We start from the raw sequence: 17,723 nt of genomic DNA, 5'->3' as shown, positions 1-17,723 counted from the left end.
CGGTCAGTTCCCGTAGGCCTTGGCCGCGTCCGCCTCCAGCCTCGCCTGCGTCCCCGCCACGTCGGCCGGGTTCGCCAGGAAGTCCTGGAGCGCCTTCCACTCGCCCGCGCCCGGGGTCCCGCCGAAGGCCGCCGGAGCCTGGTCCGACATGTCGAAGCGGAAGTTGTCGCCCGCCGCGATCAGGGCCTCGGCGATGCCGCGCTGGATGTCGTTGGGGTACTCGTCCGGTGCCAGCGCCTTGTTCGGGGAGAGGAAACCGCCCTCACGGGCGTGGATCCGCGCCGAGTCCACCGAGGCCAGGTACGTCAGCAGCGCCTGCGCGCCCTTCGAGTCCTTCAGTGCGACCGCCACGTCCCCGCCCGAGACCACCGGCGCCTTCTCGCCGACCGCCGGGAAGGGGAAGACCAGCGCGTCCTTGCCCACCTCGGCCTCGGTCTGCGCGATGTTCACCGCCACGAAGTCGCCCTCGAAGACCATCGCGGCCGCCGGCCGGTCGCCGCCGGTGAAGGTCTGCGTCACCGACTTCGGGAACTCGGTCGCCAGCGCCCCGCTCTGGCCGCCCGCCAGGAAGTCCTTGCGGCCGAACAGCTCGGCGAGCGAGGTCAGCGCCTGCTTGACGCTGTCGTCCGTCCACTTGATCTCGTGCTTCGCCAGCTGGTCGTACTTCTCCGGACCCGCCTGCGAGAGGTAGACGTTCTCGAACCAGTCGGTCAGGGTCCAGCCGTCGGCCCCGGCCACCGACACCGCCGGGGTGCCGGACGCGGACAGGGTGTCGGCCGCCGTGAGGAGCTCCTTCCAGGTCGCCGGGGGCCGTACCCCCGCCGCCTCGAAGGCCTTCGCGTTGTACCAGATCAGCGACTTGTTGGCGGCCTTGTAGTAGACGCCGTACTGGGTGCCGTCGACCGCGCCCAGCTTCTGCCAGCCGGGCGAGTAGTTGTTGTTGAGCTGGGCCTGCGCGTCGGCGCCCACCGGCTGCGCCCACTTGTTCTTGACCGCCGCGACCAGCGCGCCGACCTGCGGCAGCAGTGCCACGTCCGGCGGGGAGCCGCCGGCGATCTTCGAGCCGAGGAAGGTGACGATCGGGTCCTGCGCCGGGACGAAGGTGACCGTGGCGCCCGTCCGCCGCTCGAACTCCTTCAGCACCTTGACGAAGTTCGCCTGCTCCGCGCCCGTCCAGACGGCGGCGACCTCCAGCTTCTCCCCGTCGAGACGCGGTAACGCGACGAACGGCCCGCCGGGGGTTTCGGAGCCCTCCGTGGCTTCCGTGCCCTTCGCGGGCTCCTTGCCGTCGCCGCCGCAGGCGCTGAGCGCGAGCGCGCCGGCCACGGCCAGCGCGGCCCACGTGTGACGCGTACGAAGGGAAGTCGTGCGGCTCGTTCCGTGCTTGCGCATGGCGGTGCCCCCGATGCCTCGCTGGCGGTGGTGTGTCCCGTGCCACAAGGTCTACGCCGCCCCGCGCACCCCCGCAATACCGCCTCGCGGCGTACGGGGGTGAGCGGAGGGTGGCCCGGGGGGTCCCTCGGGAGCTGCTCGGGGGGCCGGTCAGGGGCTGGGCCGGGGCCCGCTCAGGGGGCCGGCGGGAACAGCACCGGGACCGCCGACACCAGGTGCGAGGCCCGGTCCAGGGCGCTGGCCAGCAGCGCCAGGTCGGTCGGGCCGTTGCCCAGCTCGCGGACCGGGCGACGGGCGGGCGGATCGCCCATCCGCTCCCACTCCACCGGCACCACCGTCGGCCGCAGCGTCGCCGTCCGGGGGATCCGGCCGGTGACCCGGCCGCCCTGGAAGGGAACGCTCCGCCCGTCGGCGTACCGGAGCACGCCCCGGCCGGGGCCCGGCTGGTCGGGGGCGTCGAGCTCCACGCGCAGGGTCGCGAGCCGGGCCAGCTCGGTGTCGGCCGTCCGGTCCGGGCGGGCGCTGGTGGCCACCAGGTGCACCCCGAGCCGGGCCCCCTCGCGGGCCACCGCCTCCAGCGCGCGGACCACCGAACCGGCGGCGGGCCGGCCCGTACTGCCCAGGCCCGGCGCGACCAGCGCGTCGAAGTCGTCCACCAGCACGACGAGGCGGGGCAGCGGGCTGGGCCCGGCCGCCGGATCGGTACGGGTGGCCGAGGAGCGCAGCCGCAGGGTGCCGGAACGCTGGGGTTCGAGATCGCCGCGCAGCTCGCCGGCGGTGGGCTGGCGGGGGGAGACCATCCGGTCGGAGACCTCGCGCACGGCGTGCCACTCGGAGAACGGCACCCCTTCCAGGAGCTCGGCCCGCCGCTTGAGCTCGGCCCCCAGCGCCTGCGCGAACTCCCGCATCCGCAGCGGGTCCGAGGCGATCAGGTGCGCCGAGACGTGCGGCAGCTCCGTACAGGGCAGCAGGCCGTCGCCGCGCTCGCCGCCGGCCCCGTCGAGCAGGACCAGGCCGAGCCGGTCGGGCCGGGCGGCGGCCGACAGGGAGGCCGCCACGGAGCGCAGCAGTTCCGTACGTCCGCTGCCGGCGGGCCCCTCGATCAGCAGGTGCGGCCCGTCGGTGACCAGTTCGGCGCCCACCGGCCCGCGCCGGCCGGTGCCGAGGACTATCTCCGCGAGCCCGCCGACGCGCTGACCCTGATCGGTCGAGGCGGCCCAACGGGCCATCAGGGAGGCCGGGGTGGCCCGTGCCAGTCCCAACTCGTCGAGCAGCCGGGAGGTCTGGGGCAGGTTGGCGGCGGCGGGCCGGTAACCGCCCTCCACGACGGGGGAGTCGACCTTCAGCGGGGCCAGGGCGCGGGCGAACCGCTCCGCCCAGGCCGCCGACACGGCGTCCGCCGTGGCCGTCGCGCCGGACCCGGCCGGTTTGCCGCCCGCGACCGCGAAGGTCCGTACGGTCGTGGCCACATCACCGCTGAGCAGGGCGGCCGTCGAACAGTCCCGGAAGGCGGGGTTGGCCGCGCAGGCCGCCTCGTAGGTCTCGGTGACGGGCGAGGCGGGGGTCGCGGCCGGCGCCTCGGCCAGGGCCAGCACGTGGATCCCGGCGGCCGGCCCGTGCGAGGCCAGCCGGCTGGTGATGTCCCGCAGCGCCCCGGGACCGGGGTCCCCGTCGAGGACCAGGAGGGTGTACGGGCCCCGGTAGGCGTACGAGGCCTCGCGCACCGCGTCCGGGCCGGCGGCGGCCCAGTGGGTGCCGAGCGGGCCGTCGTCCAGCCGCCGGGTCAGCTCCCCGGCGCGGGCGGCCGCCTGATCGCGGTCGTACGCGAGCAGCAGCCGGCAGTCCTGCCCGTGCGCGGGGCGTACGTGGGGCAGCCAGCCGAGCCAGCCCCAGTCGCGGCGGCGTTCGGCGAGCGGGCGGGCCCGGTCGGTGGAGATCAGCACGACCTCCAGGCGCTGGCCGGGGGCGTGCAGGGCCGCGAGCCGCGCGATGACGGAACGGGCCACACCGGTCAGCCGGGACCGCGGTCCCGCGATGCCGAGCGCGCCGGTCTCGCGGAGCGCGACCTCGCTGCCCGCGCCGAGCGTGACCTCCAGCCCGTCCGGCCCGGCCCACAGCCGCGGGGCCGGCCCCAGGGCGGTGAGCAGCAGGGATGCGGGATCGTCGGCGCCGGGCCGCGCTGCGACGGCGGCCGCGGCCCCCGCGACCACCTCCACCTCGGCGGCCTCCGCCCCCCGCACCCACTTCCGGGCCCAGGCCCCGATCCCGCGCCGCCCGCGCCGGGGCTCGGCGCCCGCGGCCCCGGAGCCCTCCCAGCCCTCCGCACCGTGATGCTCGACCCCGGTCCACTGCGCAGCCGGCCCGCCGTACGGATCAGGCCGCGCCGACCCGGCGGCCGAGGCCCCGGGGGCGGGCGCACCGTACGGCCCGGAGCCGGGGTGACCGGTGGCCGCGGGTCCGGAGGCGGCACCGGCGGACCCGGACCGGTGGCCGGATCCGGGGGCGTGGCCGGACCCGGAGTCATAGCCGGACCGGGAGTCATAGCCGTGGCCGGACCCGGACCCGGACCCGGCGTCGGTGCCCGCCCCGGGGCGGGAGCCGGGGCCGGAGCCGGGGCGGGACCCCGGCTCCGGCCGGGCGATCCGGCCGGAGCTGAGCGGGTCGGTGCCGCCGTCCTGGCCGGCTCCGCCGTACGGCCAGGGGGTCGCGGAGCCGGGAGCCTCCCAGCCGCCTCCGACGGGCTGCTCGGCGGGGTCGCCGTCCCAGGCCGCCGCGGGCGCGTACCCGGGCCGGCCGGGGTCGGGGGCGGAGCCCCCGTTTCGGGAAGGGGCGGGGTGGGGGATCTGCGCCTGCGCCCCCCGGCCCCCCGCATCGGGCCACACCCCGCCGGGCAGGGCTCCGCCGGGAGCGCCGCCCCCGGGCTGCGACCCCGCCACCGCGCCGGGCACGGCATGCGCGCCGGCCCCGGGCCCGCCGTGCAGGGCTCCGCCGGGCAGGGCTCCGCCGGGAGCGCCGCCGTCGGGGTGCGACCCCGCCACCGCGCCGGGCACGGCGTGCGCGCCGGCCCCGGGCCGGGCTGCGTCGGGCCACGCCCCACCAGGAGCGCCGCCGCCGGGCCGGCCGGCATCGGCCCGCTCCCCGTCAGGGGTGCCGCCCCCGGGGTGGCCCGGGAGGGCGAGGGAGAGGTGGCCCTCCAGGTCGGGAGTGAGGGGGAGCGGGGAGGGCACCGGGCCCACGGCCAGCCGGAGCGTGGATTCGCCGACCCGCAGCAGCGCCCCCGGCGCCAGCGCCACCCGTTCCGCGCCGACCACCGCGCCGTCGAGCGTCGTACCGTTCGTCGACCCGAGGTCGGCGACGGCCACCCGCCCGTCGGGGAGCACCGTCACGGTGCAGTGCAGCCGGGACACGTCCGGGTCGTCGAGCGGTACGTCCGCGTCGGCCGAGCGTCCGATCCGGATCGCCCCGGGGTGCAGCAGGTGCACCCCGCCGGCGTCCGGCCCGGCCACGACGTGCAGCTGCGGCCCGTCGCCGAGGGCGGTCGCGGCCGCGGTCCCGTCCGTCCGGACGTCGGGGCCGGGCACGTTCAGCGACAGCACCGCCCCGTCCACGAGCGGCGGCTCGCCGAGCGCACACCGCGCCGGGTCCAGGCGCTCCGTACCGGCGTACAGCACGACCGTGCCACCGGTGTCGGGTCCGCCTACGGTCGCCGCGAGCCCGGAGGCCACCGCGGACAGGGCGGTGCCGGCGGGCGCGGTGACGAGTACGTCACAGCTCGCCGGCGCGCCTCCTCCGCCGGTCCCCCCGCCGGAGGCGGTCGCGGTGGCGGTCTGGTGGCCGCTGCGCGACCCCGACCCAAGGACGGTCAGCCGGATCTGCATCGCCGTCAGCGGTCCCTTCTGCGCGGTGCGCGGTGTGTGCGCCCGGCAGGGACCGCCGAGACGGACCACCCGTGCCCGTTCGCACGCGTGCCCGTCCGTCCGCCCCCACCCGGCACGGACGCGTCGTCCGGTCAGGTCTGCCCGGAAGGCGGGGCTCCCGTCCCGGCCGTTCCGTACGGGTGCATCCTCGCACCTGTCGCCCTCAACACGCCCGTCACCCACCGGTAAGTGATCTTGATCGGTCGCGGACCGGCACCGGACCTGCAAGCGGGCCGATCGGAATGCGACACGAAGGCCGGGAAAATCGCCCCCGGCATACGCCGCAAACATCACCCTTCGCGCATATGTGCGGCAACCAACCTCCCTCACCCCGCGTCTTCCCTCGGGACAAGCCCTAGAGTGGGCCGGAAAACCATTTCGCAGATCAGGCGTGGACCGGGCGGGAACCAGCACGGACCACTCGCCGGAATCGATGACAGCAGGGAGCGCGCGACGTGCGGCCAGTCGGCAGCAAGTACCTGCTCGAGGAGCCGCTCGGGCGCGGCGCCACGGGCACCGTCTGGCGCGCCCGCCAGCGTGAGGCGGCCGGTGCGGAGGCGGCGGTGGCCGGCCACCCCGGCGAGACCGTGGCCATCAAGGTCCTCAAGGAGGAGCTGGCCCAGGACCCGGACATCGTCATGCGCTTCCTGCGCGAGCGCTCGGTCCTGCTGCGCCTGACCCACCCCAACATCGTCCGCACCCGCGACCTCGTCGTCGAGGGCGATCTCCTCGCCCTGGTCATGGACCTCATCGACGGTCCGGACCTGCACAAGTACCTGCGCGAGAACGGCCCCTTCAGCCCGGTCGCCGCGAGCCTGCTGACCGCCCAGATCGCGGACGCGCTGGCCGCCAGCCACGCCGACGGCGTGGTCCACCGCGACCTGAAGCCCGCCAACGTTCTGGTCGACGAGCGCGACGGCCAGATGAAGCCGATGCTCACCGACTTCGGCATCGCGCGCCTCGCCGACTCCCCGGGCCTGACGCGCACGCACGAGTTCGTCGGCACCCCGGCCTACGTGGCCCCCGAGTCCGCCGAGGGCCGCCCGCAGACCTCGGCCGTGGACATCTACGGCGCCGGCATCCTGCTCTACGAACTCCTCACCGGCCGGCCGCCCTTCGCCGGCGGCACCGCGCTGGAGGTCCTGCACCGCCACCTCAGCGAGGAGCCGCAGCGCCCGCCGAACGTGCCCGAGCCGCTGTGGACGGTCATCGAGCGCTGCATGCGCAAGGAGCCCTACGAGCGCCCCAGCGCGGAGACCCTGGCGCGCGGCCTGCGCGTGGTCGCCTCCGGCATCGGCGTGCACTCCACGTCCGCCGAGGTCGAGGCCGCCCTCGGCGTCGGCGCGCTCCTCGCGCCCGACCCCTCGCCCGCGCCGGTGCCCGAGACCCCGGGCGCCGCGGACCCGACGCAGATGCTGCCCGGCGCGGCCGGTGTCGGTGCCTCCCCGATGGGGGCCTACGACCCCAACGCCATGACCAGCGTGATGCCGCCGGTCGGCGCGGCCGACGCCACGTCGGTGCTCCCGGCCGCGGGGGCGCCCGGCGCTGCCGACCCGACCTCCGTGATGCCGCCCGTGCAGCGGCCGGACCAGCCGCACCCGTGGCAGTCGCAGATGCAGGCGGCCCGCGACCGCAACGAGCAGACGCAGATCCAGTACCTCGACCCGAGCGAGGACCCGCTGCGCCGCCGGCCGCAGCGCCAGGCTCCGCCCCCGCAGCAGCAGTACCAGCAGCCGCAGCGGCCCCAGCAGCAGCGACCGCAGCAGCCCCCGCAGCAGCAGCCGTACCGGCAGGCCCCGCCACCGCAGCAGTACCAGCAGCCTCAGCAGTACCCGCAGCAGCAGTACGCGCCGCCGCCCCCGCCGCAGCACTACCAGCCGCAGCAGCAGCACCCTCAGCAGTACCAGCAGCCTCAGCAGCAGCCCCAGTACCGCCAGCCCCAGCCGCCGCCCCAGCAGCAGCCCCCGCAGGGTCCGCCGCCGGGCCGCCAGCCGGAGCGGCGGGAGCCCCGCGAGCCGCGGCGCAGCGCGAACCCGGTGAAGATCCCGGGCCTGGGCTGTCTCAAGGGCTGCCTGGTGATGATCCTGGTGTTCTTCGTCGCGGGCTGGCTGGTGTGGGAGCTGACCCCGCTCCAGGAGTGGATCGGCACCGGCCGCGGCTGGTGGGACCAGGTGTGGACCTGGGGCTCGGACGCCGTGGACTGGGTCACCACGATCGGCGACAGCGCGGGCGGAGGCACGGGCAGCTGACCCTCCGAGCGGTACCGGCACAATCCGCCTGAACCGGGCCTTGTACCGGTGACTTCGTGGATTTGTCGACTTCCAGGACGTGATTTCGCCCGCAGAAGTGAAGGTCGCCGCGATCCGTGGACTACAACCCCCACCCGGCCGCGTAGCTTTGGCACGTACGCCAGCCGCTGAGGGAGCAGTTGTGGCACGGAAGATCGGCAGCCGGTACACCGCGCACCAGATCCTGGGACGCGGCAGCGCGGGCACGGTGTGGCTCGGCGAGGGGCCCGACGGCCCCGTCGCCGTCAAACTGCTGCGCGAGGACCTCGCGTCCGACCAGGAACTCGTCGGACGGTTCGTCCAGGAGCGCAGCGCGCTCCTGGGCCTGGAGCACCCGCACGTGGTCTGCGTCCGCGACCTCGTCGTGGACGGCAACGACCTCGCCCTCGTCATGGACCTCGTCCGCGGTACGGACCTGCGCACGCGCCTCGACCGGGAGCGGCGGCTCGCCCCCGAGGCGGCCGTCGCCATCGTCGCGGACGTGGCCGACGCGCTGGCCGCGGCGCACGCGGCGGGGGTCGTGCACCGGGACGTGAAGCCGGAGAACGTCCTCCTCGACATGCAGGGCCCGCTCGGCCCCGGCGGCGCGCACCCCGCGCTGCTCACCGACTTCGGCGTGGCCAAGCTCATCGACTCCCCCCGCCGGGCCACCGGCGGACGGGCCTCGGCCCCCACCACCCGGATCATCGGCACGCCCGACTACCTGGCGCCGGAGATCGTGGAGGGGCTGCCGCCGCGCGCGGCGGTGGACATCTACGCCCTGGCCACCGTGCTGTACGAACTCCTCGCCGGTTTCACGCCGTTCGGCGGCGGACACCCCGGGGCGGTGCTGCGGCGCCACGTGACGGAAACCGTCGTCCCGCTCCCCGGCATCCCGGACGAGCTGTGGCAGCTGATGGTCCAGTGCCTGGCCAAGGCCCCCGCCTCGCGGCTGCGGGCCTCCGAGCTCTCCCTGCGGCTGCGGGACCTGCTGCCGCTGCTGGCGGGGATGCCGCCGCTGGACGTGGACGAGCCCGACGAGCCGGAGCAGGCGGAGTTCACGGAACCGGAGGCGGCCGCGGATCCGGTGCGGCGGCGGGGTGTGGTTCCTCTGGTGCCCGGCTCTTCCACGGACTCCAACCGGGACACCCACACCTCAATGCGGGTGCCGGGGCCGGACGAGCTGGCGGGGGGAGCCCTGGGCACGGCCCGGGTGCCGCGGCCCGCCGGGGGGCACCGGCCCGGCTCTGCCCGGCACCGGGCGGAGACCGTCCGCAAGCGGAGGCTGGCGCTGTCGGCTGCCGCCGTCGCCCTGGCCGCCGCTGTCGGTGTCGGCGGCTGGCTGGCCGTCTCCTCCGACTCGGCGCCGCCCCAGGACAACAAACAGTCGGGCTCGACGACCCCGTAGCCCCGGGGGTCCGGGGGCTGGCCCCCGGGGAACGGTGGAAGGGCGGGTAGGGGACCTCGCCCCGCAGGGCTCCCCGGCCGCGGCCCCGCACGGGGCTCCCATGCCAAGGCCGTCCTACGGGGCTCCGGGGGTCCGGGGCTAGGCCCCGGTGAGTTCCGGGTGCCAGCGGCGGGCCACCGCCGGGTGGGCCCGGACCCAGCCCTTCAGCTCGTTGCGGCCGTACTCCGCGTGCAGCGGGTTCGACGCGTCGTGCGCTATCCCCGGCGCCGCGTCCAGGTAGTCGCCCGGGACCGTCTCGATGACGGAGTCCAGGCGCGGGTTGTAGAAGAACGGCACCGAGAACCGCTCCACACCCCCCGCCGGACTCACCACGCGGTGGTCCGTCGCCGTCAGGTACCCCTCCGTCGCGATCTCCAGCAGCTCGCCCAGGTTGACCACGAAGGCCCCCGGCAGCGGGGGCACGTCCAGGAAGGCCCCGTCCCGGACCACCTGGAGCCCTCCCACCGAGTCCTGGAGGAGCAGGGTGAGGAACCCGTAGTCCTTGTGGGCCCCGACCCCCTGGTCGGTGCCCGTGGGGGCGGATCCCGGGTAGCGGATCAGCTTCGTGTGCAGGTGGGGCCGGTCCGCGAAGGCCGCGTCGAAGAAGTCCACCGGGGCGCCGATCGAGGCGAGCAGCTCCTGGAGCAGGCGGTGGGCCACCGCCGCCAGCCGGGACTGCCACTCCAGCACCGCCTCCCGCAGTTCCGGAAGCGCCTCGGGCCACTGGTTCGGGCCTTCCAGCCACAGGTACGCCGGGTCGTCCGGTCCCACCTCCGGGGCTTCCCGCTCCGCGCCCACGTCGAGCTGGTCGCGCCAGTCGGAGGCGCCCCCGGTGAGCTCGTGCCCGATGCGGGTGTAGCCCCGGAAGTGCGGGGAGTTGAGATTGCTCACGGCCAGCCGGTCCGCCTCCGGGAGGGCGAAGAACGCCCTGGTCAGCTCCAGGATGCGGGCGGTCTCGGCGGCGCTGATCCCGTGTCCGGTGAGGTGCAGGAAGCCGCTGTCCCGGGCGGCGGCGTGCAGCTGCTTGCGGAAGGAATCGCGCAGGGCCGGATCATCGGCCTGGGAGAGGTCCAGGACCGGGAGGGAGGGCGAAGCAGGGGAAGACGGGTGCGCGGACGGCATGACGGCTCCGTTTCGGATGTCACGGGGCCCTGTCCCCAGGGGTGGCGGGGGCCGCGGCCGGGGGAGGGCCGCCGGCTGGGTTGGCGCCGGGACCGCGAGGCCGCGTACAGGACCAAGTCGGATCGGGGTGGATCAGGCTTGGGGGTGGTCCGGCGGCAGACAGCTCGTCGTCGTGACACGCATGTGGTCCACATGGCGGCGCTTGACGAGGAGGACGGTCATACCGGCAGCGTACGCCCGTACGACCCCTCATTAGTACGGGTGATTCGGCCTGCCCGGAGAGCGGCCCCCGGGGACCGGCTACGCTGGACCCGTGGCAGTCGTCGATGTTTCCGAAGAGCTGAAGTCCCTCTCCTCGACCATGGGGTCGATCGAGGCCGTCCTGGACCTCGACAAGCTGAGGGCAGAAATCGCCGTGCTCGAGGAGCAGGCCGCCGCGCCGTCCCTGTGGGACGACCCGGAGGCCGCTCAGAAGATCACGAGCAAGCTTTCGCACCTCCAGGCGGAGGTCCGCAAGACCGAGACCCTGCGCGGGCGCATCGACGACCTCGCGGTGCTGTTCGACCTCGCCCAGGAGATGGACGACGCGGACACCCTCGCCGAGGCGGAGACCGAGCTGGTCTCCGTGCGCAAGGCACTGGACGAGATGGAGGTCCGCACCCTGCTCTCCGGCGAGTACGCCGAGCGCGAGGCGCTGGTCAACATCCGTGCCGAGGCCGGCGGCGTGGACGCCTCCGACTTCGCCGAGCGCCTGCAGCGCATGTACCTGCGCTGGGCCGAGCGCCACGGCTACCCGACCGAGATCTACGAGACCTCGTACGCGGAAGAGGCCGGCATCAAGTCGACCACCTTCGTGGTCAAGGCCCCGTACGCCTACGGCACCCTCTCCGTCGAGCAGGGCACCCACCGCCTCGTCCGGATCTCGCCCTTCGACAACCAGGGCCGCCGCCAGACCTCCTTCGCGGGCGTCGAGGTGCTGCCGGTCGTCGAGACCAGCGACCACGTGGAGATCGACGAGGCCGAGCTGCGCGTTGACGTGTACCGCGCCTCGGGCCCCGGTGGCCAGGGCGTCAACACGACCGACTCCGCGGTGCGCATCACGCACCTGCCGACCGGCATCGTGGTGTCCTGCCAGAACGAGCGCTCGCAGATCCAGAACAAGGCCTCCGCGATGAACGTCCTCCAGGCCAAGCTGCTCGAGCGGCGCCGCCAGGAGGAGAAGGACAAGATGGACGCCCTCAAGGACGGCGGAAGCTCCTGGGGCAACCAGATGCGCTCCTACGTCCTGCACCCGTACCAGATGGTCAAGGACCTCCGGACGGAGTTCGAGGTCGGCAACCCGCAGGCGGTGCTCGACGGCGAGATCGACGGCTTCCTGGAGGCCGGGATCCGCTGGCGCAAGCAGCAGGAGCAGACCGCGTAAGCACGCAGCTGCATCGGAAGGGCCCGGACGCCGTCGAGGTGTCCGGGCCCTTCCGTCATTGCGTCTGATCGGGACGTGGCGGCTGAGGAACCGCGCCGTTTGCGACTATGGCGACTACGCCGTCTGCTGGGCCACCAGTGCCAGCGCGGCCACCAGGATCACCAGCAGCGCGACGAGCGCCACCGGGTTCAGACCGCCAGAGAAGGGGCCCTCCTGCTGGAGGCGCTCCCGGTTCGCCCGGCACACCGGGCAGCGGCCCTGGCTGACGGGTGCGGCGCAGTTCGCGCACACGAGCCGGTCATATGTCATGCGCTCCTCCTTTCGTCCCCTCGGTTACAACGGTCGCGGGAACCGGTCCGTTCCCCTTCCCACTGTGCCAGCTTCGGTGACATTCGGCGCGGCCCCTCCGGGCAATCGCGGTCGGGCACCTCTCGGACCAGGGGATATATCGGGCAACTCCGGACGCCGGGTCCACACCTCGCGCCTGTTCGCGTATGGTCACGCACACCTACTCCCGGCGACCGTGGTGCACCCGTGATCCGATTCGACAACGTCTCCAAGTCCTACCCGAAGCAGAGCCGCCCCGCACTCAGAGATGTCTCCCTGGACATCGCGAAGGGCGAGTTCGTCTTCCTGGTCGGCTCCTCCGGCTCCGGCAAGTCCACCTTCATGCGGCTCATCCTGCGCGAGGAGCGGGCGAGCCACGGCCAGGTGCACGTCCTGGGCAAGGACCTCGCCAAGCTCTCCAACTGGAAGGTTCCGCAGATGCGGCGCCAGCTGGGGACCGTCTTCCAGGACTTCCGCCTGCTGCCCAACAAGTCGGTGGCCGACAACGTGGCCTTCGCCCAGGAGGTCATCGGCAGACCGCGGGGCGAGATCAAGAAGGCCGTTCCCCAGGTCCTCGAGCTCGTCGGCCTAGGCGGCAAGGAGGACCGGATGCCCGGCGAGCTCTCCGGCGGTGAGCAGCAGCGCGTGGCCATTGCCCGTGCCTTCGTCAACCGGCCGGCGCTGCTGATCGCGGACGAGCCCACCGGCAACCTGGACCCCCAGACCTCCGTCGGCATCATGAAGCTGCTGGACCGGATCAACCGGACCGGCACCACCGTGATCATGGCGACCCACGACCAGCAGATCGTCGACCAGATGCGCAAGCGCGTCATCGAACTCGAGCAGGGCCGTCTCGTCCGCGACCAGTCGCGCGGCGTCTACGGCTACCAGCACTGAAAGGCTCCTGAGACGCGATGCGCGCCCAGTTCGTCATGTCGGAGATCGGGGTCGGTCTCCGCCGCAATCTGACCATGACCTTCGCGGTCATCATCTCCGTGTCCCTGTCGCTGGCCCTGTTCGGCGGTTCCCTGCTCATGCGCGACCAGGTGAGCAAGATGAAGGGGTACTGGTACGACAAGGTCAACGTCTCCATCTACCTCTGCAACAAGAACGACGCCGAGGCGACCAACGGGGCCTCCTGCTCCAAGGGGGCGGTGACCCCGGAGCAGAAGCAGGCCCTGGAGGCCGAGCTCAAGGGCATGGACCTCGTCGAGGCCGTCTCCTACGAGTCCTCCGACGAGGCCTTCAAGCACTACAAGGAGCAGTTCGGGCACACCGCCCTGGCCGCGTCCATCACCCCGGACCAGATGCCCGAGTCCTTCCGGGTGAAGCTCAAGCAGCCGGAGAAGTACAAGGTCATCACGACCTCCTTCTCCGGGCGCGACGGCGTCCAGTCGGTCGAGGACCAGCGCACCGTGCTGGACAACCTCTTCAGACTCCTCGGCTACCTCAACATCGCCGCCCTCGGCATCATGCTGATCATGCTGGTGGTGGCGCTGCTGCTGATCGTCAACACGGTGCGCGTCTCGGCCTTCAGCCGTCGGCGCGAAACCGGGATCATGCGCCTGGTGGGCGCCTCCAGCTTCTACATCCAGGTGCCGTTCATCATGGAGGCCGCCTTCGCCGGCCTCATCGGCGCGCTCCTCGCCTGCGGAATGCTCGGCGCGGGCCAGTACTTCGTGATCGACCACGGCGCCGCGCTGCGCGACAAGATGGAGCTCATCAACTTCATCGGCTGGGACTCGGTCCTGACCAAGCTGCCGCTCGTCCTGGTCATCGGCGTGCTGATGCCCTCGCTGGCCGCGTTCATCGCGTTGCGCAAGTACCTGAAGGTGTGACGAGCGCCCCGCGAGCGGTACGGCCAACCACCCGTACCGCCGCGGGCCTTGTCCTAGACTCGGCGCCATGCTGGGCTTGCCGAGTATTCCCGACTTCTGTATCCGGCCCCGCGACGTGCGTCGCGGGGCCGTTCTGACGTTGGTCCTCCTTGCCGCCGTGGGTGCCGGCGCGGGCACCGGGAGCGGGGACTCCGACTCCGGTGCCTTCGCGGGCGCCTCCGGGCTGGTGGCGCGTGCGGAGCCCGCCGCGCCCGGGCCGCAGGAGCAGCCGCGGCTGCCGGTGCCGGCGCAGGCGCGCCGGGAGGCGGCCACCGCCGACCGGGAAGCGGTGGCCCGCGCGGTCGCCGAGGCCGTCGCCGAGGGCAAGTCCGCAAAGTCGGCGGCCCAGGACGTGGTCAGCCGCAGCGGGGACCGCTGGGGCGTGGTGTACGACCAGGGGGAGTACGAGGCCTTCGCCGACGACCTGGACGGCCGCTGGACGGGCGTCGGCCTGTGGGCCGGGCGGCTGCGCGACGGCCGCATCGAGGTGGACCGGGTCCAGCCCGGGAGCCCCGCGGCGCGGGCCGGGATGCGGGCCGGGGACCGGCTGCTGAGCATCGACGGGCAGGGCGTGACCGGACTCAGGGTGGCCGAGGTGGTGGCCCTGCTCCGAGGCGAGGCCGGTACCCCGGTGGAGCTGAAGCTGACCCGCGGCGGGGCCGATCTGACGGAGACCGTGCGGCGCGAGGAGCTGCGCAGCGAGTCCGTGACGGTACGGGAACTGCCCGGCGGGATCACGGTCATCAAGGTCGCCTCCTTCACCCGGGGTTCCGGCGACCGGGTCCGCGCGGCGGTCCGGGCCGCACCGGCCGGCGGCGGGGTCATGCTCGACCTGCGCGGGAACACCGGAGGCCTGGTCACCGAGGCGGTGACGGCCGCCTCCGCCTTCCTGGACGGCGGGCTGGTGGCGACGTACGACGTGCGCGGCGCGCAGCGCGCCCTCTACGCGAGCCCGGGCGGCGACACGGCCCGGCCGCTGGTGGCGCTGATCGACGGCGGCACGATGAGCGCGGCGGAGCTGGTGACCGGAGCCCTCCAGGACCGCGGCCGCGCGGTGGCGGTCGGCACCCGCACCTTCGGCAAGGGTTCGGTGCAGATGCCGACGGAGCTGCCGGACGGGTCGGTGGCGGAGCTGACGGTGGGCACGTACCGCACTCCGGCGGGCCGCAGCCTGGACGGCACCGGCATCACCCCGGACCTGGCGGCGGCTGACCGGGTCGAGGAGCGGGCCCGCACGGTATTGGGTGGCATCGGAGTGGGTCCGTAGTGCGAAAATGACCGCACTATGGCTAAGGAAACAGGGCGCAAGCTGATCGCCCAGAACAAGAAGGCGCGGCACGACTACACGATCATCGACACCTACGAGTGCGGCCTCGTGCTCACGGGTACCGAGGTCAAGTCCCTGCGCCAGGGCCGTGCCTCGCTGGTGGACGGCTTCGTGTCGGTGGAGAGCGGCGAGGCCTGGCTCTACAACGTGCACGTGCCGGAGTACAGCCAGGGCACCTGGACCAACCACAGCGCGCGGCGCAAGCGCAAGCTCCTCCTGCACCGCGAGGAGATCGACAAGCTGGAGTCGAAGACGGGGGAGACGGGCAACACGATCGTGCCGCTCGCCCTGTACTTCAAGGACGGCCGGGCGAAGATCGAGATCGCGCTGGCGAAGGGCAAGAAGGAGTACGACAAGCGGCAGGCGCTGCGCGAGAAGCAGGACGCGCGCGAGACGAACCGCGTGATCTCGGCCGTGAAGCGCAAGGAGCGCGGCCAGCTTTAATCTCCTGGCACGCGGTGGTCCACTTCGCGTACCATGGCGTCAGCACCACGCGCTTGCGAGTGGTGCCGGTCGGGCAGGACGCATGGAGAGCACCTGCCGGATCTCATAACTGAACAGCGTGAAACATGGGGATGATCGGTTTCGACATCGGCTGTCGATGTAGGGGAAGCGAGCCGAGGAAGCGGCAATGATCTCGTTAACCATATGTCGCAAACAATAATCGCCAACTCCAAGAGCGATAACTCCCGCTTCACCCTCGCTGCCTAATAACAGTGAGCTGAAGCCTCTGTGAGGAGCGTCAGCCCGGAAGTGGTCCCGGTCCGGATCCTGGCGTCAATTAGGGATCTAAACCTCTAACTCCGGTCACGGGGGATAGAGGGAAATCAAACAGTGACTGAGCCCGTCGGAGACTTGTCCGTGTGATCTCCGGGGCCGAGAAAAGCGCAGCGGAATGCGCTCGGAGAAGCCCTACTTCTGCACCGTTGGACGCGGGTTCGATTCCCGCCATCTCCACAAACCCCATGTTGGGCAAAGGCCCCGCGGCCATCAGGCTGCGGGGCCTTTGTCGTGTGCTGTCAGTAGTGGTGGTCGGACAGGTCATCCTTCAGCGGCTCGGGTCAGGTCTCCCGGTGGCCGCGGGCGCGCCCTCGCGGTCGCGGGTGACCGCTTCCATCAGGCGCTTCGCGTTCTCCGGGGAGCCGAGCAGGTGGATGGTTTCCTGCCAGGAGTCGTAGTCGTCGGCGGCCATGAGGACGGCGTCGCCGCTCTTCGAGGTGATGCGTACCCGCGTGTGATCGGTGTTGACCAACTCGATGAGGTGGAAGAAGGCCGCCCTGGCTTCGCCGGCACTCATGGACATGAGGCACGCCCCTTTCGGTGCTACCTGTTTACCGCACCTGACCGGTACCGAAAACGCGTACCGTTCTCGCGCTGCCCAGGAGGAGGGCCAGTAGGGCTGCTGCTGCCGGGAGGGCGTACGGGGTGGTGGGGCCCCAGTGGTCGATTGCGGCGCCGGCCGTTGCGGAGCCTGCGGCGATGCCCGTGAAGATCGCGGTGACGGCCAGGGTCATGCCCTCGTTGAGGCGGCCCGGCGGGGTCACGGCGTGGATCCGGGACATCGCGGTGACCATGACCGGGGCCGTGGCCATGCCGGCCAGCAGCAGGGCCAGGGCCAGGGGGAGCAGCGAGCCGGTGGCCGCCGCCGCCCAGGGCAGGGCCATGGCGAGGGCCAGGAGGCCGAGGCAGGCGGGGAGCGTGCGCGGGCGCAGGGTGCCGTAGAGCAGGCCGGCGGCGCAGGAACCGGCCGCCTGGAGGGCGAGGACCGGGCCCGAGAGCGCGCCGAGTCCGTGGGAGCCGAGGTGGGCGATGGAGGTGATCTCCATGGAGCCGAACATCGCGCCGAGGACGAGGAAGAGCGGCAGCAGTGCTCCCAGGGCGCGGAGCGGGGAGGGTCCCCGGACCGCGGGCGCCGGCGGGGGCTCGGTGGCGCGGTGGGCGGTGAAGACCAGCATCCCGGTGAGGAGGAGCACGGCCCCGGCGAGGGTGCCCGCCTCCGGGAAGACGGCGGTGCAGAGGAAGGCGGCGGCCACCGGCCCCAGCATGAAGGCCAGTTCGTCCGCGGCCTGCTCGAAGGAGATCGCGGTGTGCCGGGCGGCCGGATCGTCCCGCAGCAGGTGGGTCCAGCGGGCGCGGGACATGCCGCCGATGTTGGGGGTGGTCGCAGTGGCGGCGTAGGAGGCGAAGAGGGTCCACGCGGGGGCGCCGGTGCGGACGCACACGACGAGCGAGAGCGAGCCGAGGACCGCGATCAGGGTGGCGGGCACGGCGATCCGGGCCTGCCCGTGCCGGTCCACCAGCCGGGCCGTCCAGGGCGCCACGAGGGCGGTGGCGGCCAGACCGGCCGCGACGACCGCTCCGGCGAGGGCGTACGAGCCGCGCTGCCCGGCGATCATCATGACGGCGCTGACCCCGAACATGCCCGTGGGGAGCCGGGCGATGAGGTTCCCGGCGGTGAACCCGCGGGTGCCGGGGATCACGAAGAGCCGGCGGTACGGGCCGGGGGCGCGATGTGGCTGCGCCGCGCGGGAGGGGTGGGAGGCGCGCTCCTGCTGCGCCGGGGCGGCGGTGAGCACCAGGGTGGTGCCGGTGACGGCCATCAGGGGACCGGGCGTCCCGGACCG

Annotated in this window: 13 protein-coding genes and 1 other RNA gene; 8 read left to right on the top strand and 6 right to left on the bottom strand. The window is 73.3% G+C overall.

All coding sequences use genetic code 11. The features are described from left to right. Positions 1–3 precede the first annotated feature (3 nt). Together NLX94_RS15800 and NLX94_RS15795 are read right to left on the bottom strand one after the other, a co-directional pair. Entirely contained in the window at positions 4–1,392 is a 1,389-nt protein-coding gene (locus tag NLX94_RS15800) for an ABC transporter substrate-binding protein (RefSeq protein WP_254383338.1), read from the bottom strand. Positions 1,393–1,565: 173 nt separating this feature from the next. Further along, complete coding sequence (locus NLX94_RS15795; protein WP_254383337.1) at positions 1,566–5,270, bottom strand: FHA domain-containing protein; 3,705 nt, start codon at positions 5,268–5,270, stop codon at positions 1,566–1,568. A 494-nt stretch (positions 5,271–5,764) separates the two neighbouring features. Here NLX94_RS15795 and NLX94_RS15790 point away from each other — a divergent pair, with 494 nt between their 5' ends. After that, positions 5,765–7,558, top strand: a complete 1,794-nt coding sequence (locus tag NLX94_RS15790) for a serine/threonine-protein kinase (RefSeq protein WP_254383336.1) — start codon at positions 5,765–5,767, stop codon at positions 7,556–7,558. A 181-nt stretch (positions 7,559–7,739) separates the two neighbouring features. Then, positions 7,740–8,984, top strand: a complete 1,245-nt coding sequence (locus NLX94_RS15785) for a serine/threonine-protein kinase (RefSeq protein ID WP_254383335.1) — start codon at positions 7,740–7,742, stop codon at positions 8,982–8,984. A gap of 138 nt (positions 8,985–9,122) precedes the next feature. Here the strand turns inward: NLX94_RS15785 and NLX94_RS15780 are convergent, their stop codons facing one another. Beyond that, positions 9,123–10,145 (bottom strand): isopenicillin N synthase family oxygenase, encoded by a 1,023-nt coding sequence (locus tag NLX94_RS15780; RefSeq protein ID WP_254383334.1) that lies wholly within the window; start codon positions 10,143–10,145, stop codon positions 9,123–9,125. 313 nt (positions 10,146–10,458) lie between these two features. On the opposite strand from NLX94_RS15780, the gene prfB reads away from it, so the two are divergent. After that, positions 10,459–11,568, top strand: a complete 1,110-nt coding sequence (prfB, locus tag NLX94_RS15775) for a peptide chain release factor 2 (RefSeq protein ID WP_254383333.1) — start codon at positions 10,459–10,461, stop codon at positions 11,566–11,568. 114 nt (positions 11,569–11,682) lie between these two features. Here prfB and NLX94_RS15770 read toward each other — a convergent pair whose 3' ends face one another. Beyond that, positions 11,683–11,877, bottom strand: a complete 195-nt coding sequence (locus tag NLX94_RS15770; protein ID WP_254383332.1) for a hypothetical protein — start codon at positions 11,875–11,877, stop codon at positions 11,683–11,685. A 225-nt stretch (positions 11,878–12,102) separates the two neighbouring features. Here NLX94_RS15770 and ftsE point away from each other — a divergent pair, with 225 nt between their 5' ends. From ftsE to ssrA, 5 genes are all read left to right on the top strand, one after another. Beyond that, positions 12,103–12,792: a cell division ATP-binding protein FtsE gene (gene ftsE, locus NLX94_RS15765; protein ID WP_243337359.1), complete on the top strand. Its 690-nt coding sequence runs from the start codon at positions 12,103–12,105 to the stop codon at positions 12,790–12,792. A gap of 17 nt (positions 12,793–12,809) precedes the next feature. Beyond that, entirely contained in the window at positions 12,810–13,733 is a 924-nt protein-coding gene (gene ftsX / locus NLX94_RS15760; RefSeq protein ID WP_254383331.1) for a permease-like cell division protein FtsX, read from the top strand. A gap of 67 nt (positions 13,734–13,800) precedes the next feature. Then, on the top strand, positions 13,801–15,039 hold the full coding sequence (locus tag NLX94_RS15755; protein ID WP_254383330.1) for a S41 family peptidase: 1,239 nt from the start codon (positions 13,801–13,803) through the stop codon (positions 15,037–15,039). 18 nt (positions 15,040–15,057) lie between these two features. Then, a complete protein-coding gene (gene smpB, locus NLX94_RS15750; protein WP_254383329.1) occupies positions 15,058–15,543 on the top strand; it encodes an SsrA-binding protein SmpB in 486 nt (161 codons plus the stop codon). Between the two features lie 127 nt (positions 15,544–15,670). Next, positions 15,671–16,059: a transfer-messenger RNA gene (gene ssrA / locus NLX94_RS15745) on the top strand. 88 nt (positions 16,060–16,147) lie between these two features. On the opposite strand, the gene NLX94_RS15740 is transcribed toward ssrA, so the two are convergent. Beyond that, positions 16,148–16,402, bottom strand: coding sequence for a type II toxin-antitoxin system Phd/YefM family antitoxin (locus tag NLX94_RS15740; protein WP_254383328.1), 255 nt, complete (start codon positions 16,400–16,402; stop codon positions 16,148–16,150). A 28-nt stretch (positions 16,403–16,430) separates the two neighbouring features. Then, complete coding sequence (locus NLX94_RS15735; RefSeq protein WP_254383327.1) at positions 16,431–17,699, bottom strand: MFS transporter; 1,269 nt, start codon at positions 17,697–17,699, stop codon at positions 16,431–16,433. Positions 17,700–17,723: the final 24 nt, after the last annotated feature.

The organism is Streptomyces sp. TBY4 (assembly GCF_024213195.1).
Taxonomy (GTDB): Bacteria; Actinomycetota; Actinomycetes; order Streptomycetales; family Streptomycetaceae; genus Streptomyces.
Note: the sequence above shows the minus strand (reverse complement) of the source record. Positions and strands in the feature narration are given on the sequence as shown.